This is a genomic window from Desulfofustis glycolicus DSM 9705 (genome assembly GCF_900130015.1).
GTDB classification, from domain to species: domain Bacteria; phylum Desulfobacterota; class Desulfobulbia; order Desulfobulbales; family Desulfocapsaceae; genus Desulfofustis; species Desulfofustis glycolicus.
In genome coordinates, this window is sequence record NZ_FQXS01000069.1 from 1 (window position 1) to 3591 (window position 3591).

1 protein-coding gene is annotated in these 3591 nt (G+C 57.9%); it reads right to left on the reverse strand.

The genetic code is table 11. The features are described from left to right. Positions 1-307 precede the first annotated feature (307 nt). A complete protein-coding gene (locus tag BUC26_RS22270; protein ID WP_161949927.1) occupies positions 308-3481 on the reverse strand; it encodes a cadherin-like domain-containing protein in 3174 nt (1057 codons plus the stop codon). Between the last annotated feature and the right edge of the window lie 110 nt (positions 3482-3591).

Consider the following 3591-nt stretch of genomic DNA (forward strand, 5'->3'; position numbering starts at 1 on the left):
TGGAACTTTCTCTTCTTTCCTTCACTCATCTTTTCCTGTTCCTCGGGATTGCGTCTAGCTTAAACTACTGTCTTAAAACTGGGGTCCACTATAACCTGATATCCTTAGTCGTTTTCATTTTGTTAAGATAATAATCTTTATCTTCAACTAGATAGAAAGCGATATCGAAAGGAAAGTAAACTCGCTTTTTTCGTTTTGCATGCTGGTATCTATCGATTCGATACGCAAATAGTATACTTTTGTTTTCTCTTAAATATTTTTGCAGTTGTTTCATTTTGCTTCCTCAAAGCAGAGCTTTTCGTCCCTTTTAGGCGGCCAATTCTTCCATGTCTGTCTGGACTAGAATATCTGCTTCTATGGTCAGACCGTCTTCCAGGGGTACAAACTGGTCGATTTCGGTTTCGTTTCCCGTATACGAGGCGATATCGGCAACGAGTTGGGCGGCCAACAGATCGAGGTCTGCGTCCGATACCAGGTACTCTTCCGGACTCTCCACCGGTTGAGACGCATCTTCATAGTCCTCGGCCACCGCAGCCTCTCGCTGATCAGGTTCATCCCGCGGTAATGGGACTGACGTTTGCGCCGGTTCTTCCCCAGCCCCCAACACCGTTTCTGCATTGGCCGGCGGGTATGGCTCCTCCTCTGTCGTCGGTTCGTCTATCTTATCTGGTTGCTGATCGGTTGCGGTAGCCATTGCCGTTTCCGTGGCTGGAGCTGCTAGCGGATCTGTTGTCGAACCTTGCAGAGCGATCGTTTCTGCCACGTTCTCCTGCGCGAGGCCGGCTGGCTCTTCGATATCCGGCGCTGCCGGGAACTCGACGCTCACTTCACCGCCGCACAGGCCGACATCGGCGACGGCAAGGGTGGTTCCGTCGGTCAGGTGGCAGACGGTGGTGCCGTAGACGTGATTGCCGGCCAGTTCCCAGTAGGTTTCATCGCTGTGCAGGTCGATGGCGGCAATACCGTGTTCGTCGAGACTGCGGAACTCGTCGCTATCGGTGCTGCCGTTGCTGTTTTTATCCTGCCAAACGCCAAAGGAGGTCCACTGTTGGTCCTGTGCGTCAAACAGACCGTTTTCGTTGGAGTCGAAGGCACGCAGCCCTTGCAGGTCGGTGGTCGCTTCCGGATCGTAACCGACCAGGGAGATCTCGTTGGCCCGAGTGACCTGACGATCACCGTTGTGATCGAAGGCCAGAAAGCCGTCATCGGGGCCGACCCAGCCGGATTGTTCCAGCTGGCCGCCGGCGCACCAATCGAACAAGGGTTGGTCGCCGCCGGCCAGCAGTTCCACACCATCACCGTCGAGATCGAGCACCACCGGGTTGTATTGATAGGAATAGACTCCCTTGCGGGTGGCCAATTTGTCATAATCGACGAAGATGGTACCGGTGGCACCGGCGTGGTCGACGGCAGTGATGGTGAAGGTGGCGTAGTAGTCGATGGCCGGATCCAGGTCCCGGGCATAATAACCGAAACGGAAGTCGCCGGTGTTATTGAGCTCAGTGAGTTGCGCCAGCGGATAGTTGGTGCGCAAGCGGCCGGCGGAGATGGATGCGATATCGCCAGGTTGACCCCAGTTGTCGCCGCCGTTGGCATCGGTGACCTGGAAACTGAAATCGGTTCGCGGTGCATTGCCGCCGAGATTGAAGTACAGCAGAACCTCGTACAGGTTGGTGAACTGCGGTGCAAAATTGTGTTCGAGAATCTGCGGGATGGTCAACCTGCTGCCCACCTCGCCGCCATTGCCGTCGGAAACCATGTAATCGATGACCACCCGGTCGGTGCCGATGGCCGGTTTCACCGCCAGGTTGCCGCCGGACAGAGTGACCTGGGCTGAGCCCTGGACGACTCGCGGGCTGTGGATGGTCAAGAGGTCGCCATCGACGTCGAAGTCGTTACTCACCAGACCGGCGGTGCTGTAATAGTTCCAGATATATTCCTCGGCCGGCGAGCCGATATCCTCCTGGACCACCGGCAGGTCGTTGACGCCAGCCACCTCGATATGCGACTCGATGGTGGAGACGGCGCCGGAGGAATCGATCACGCTGTAGGAAAACGAATCAGTTCCGAAAAAGTTCGCGTCCGGCTGGTAGTAGATCAGACCGCTGTCGAGGTCGCAGGTGATGGCGCCATGGCCGGCGCTGCCGAGGCCGGCAAAGAAGATAGCATCCTCCTCGTAGGCAGAGGCCATCTCCACATCGCTATCGTTGGCCAGCAGATCGGCGATACGAAATTGAAAGGCGTTGTCCTCGACCGCGCCGGAAATGCGCTCCGGAGTCAGGATCGGCCGGTCGTTGACCGGCTCGATCTGAAAAAACGCGACGGTGCTGACCGGCTCGCTGATACCGTCGGCAACGGTGTAGGTAAACCAGGCCTGACCCGGATAGTTGCTGTTGTAGTTGAGCTCCGGGCGAAACAGCACCGTGCCGTCCGGCCGCAGATCGAACGTGCAGTGTTCGCCGGCCTCGACACCGACGATTCTCAGCTCATCATCGTCGATATCGCTGTCGTTGACCAGCAGTTCGTCCGGTCCGAGCACGACCATTTCGTCTTCGTTGATAAAGAGCAGTTCCGGATAGACATCAGGCGAGGTGTTGACCTTAACCGCCAGGGTGACCGTAGCTTCCGCGGTGGCGCCGTTGCCATCGGCGATGCAGTAGGTAAACGAGTCGATACCGACCCAGTCCGGCGACGGGGCGGCATAACGGACGGTGCCGTCGGCGGTCAGCGTCACGTCGCCGAACCGCGCGGCGCCGAGAGTGGTGATCGCCAGCGAGTCGAATTCCATATCGTAGTCGTTGGCGAGCAAGGTCGCGGCGAGATAGACATTCTCGTAGCCATCGTTGCTCCAGGCCGACAGCCCGTCATCATCGACGGCCACCGGTGCGTCGTTGATCCCGGCGATGGCCAGCTGCACCTCACCGATGCCGACGCCGCCTTCGCTGTCCATCACCCGATAGCGAAACGCGGCGTTGCCGAAATAATCATCGTCTGGCAGGAAGTGGATGAAGCCGCCGTCATCGAGCCAGGCGTCGCCATGGCTGGAGTCGACAAAGCCGTCGAAACGAAGGGCGCTGCCATCTTCAATGTCGGTCGCCCCGGCCAGCAGATCGGCCAGGGCAACGGTTAGCTGGTGATCTTCTTCACCAACCGCCGATGCGGCGGCGACAGCCGGCAGATCGTTGACCGGCAGCACGCCGATGGCCAGCGTGCCGGTGATCGTCTCCCCGGTATCGTTGGTCGCCAGGTAACCCAGCGAGGCCTCGCCGTACCAGTGTCCATCCGGGACAAAACGCCAGGTACCGGAGTCGCTCTCTATGCTGCCGCCGACCACCTGGTCGATGGCGATCAATTGCATGTCCTGGCCGTCGGGATCAATCAGGAAACGGGCGATTTGATCCGGGGTAAACACCAGCGGCTCGTCTTCGTGGAGAAACAAACGGTCACCGATGATCAGCGGCGTGTCGTTGACGTTATCCACCTGCACCGCCACCCAGGAGTTATAATCAAGTCTGGTGTTTGAGGAATCATTCTCAGATATTGACAGCCCTGTCAAGCTCGCCTTCTTTTACAGGTTCAACCCTCTCTCCA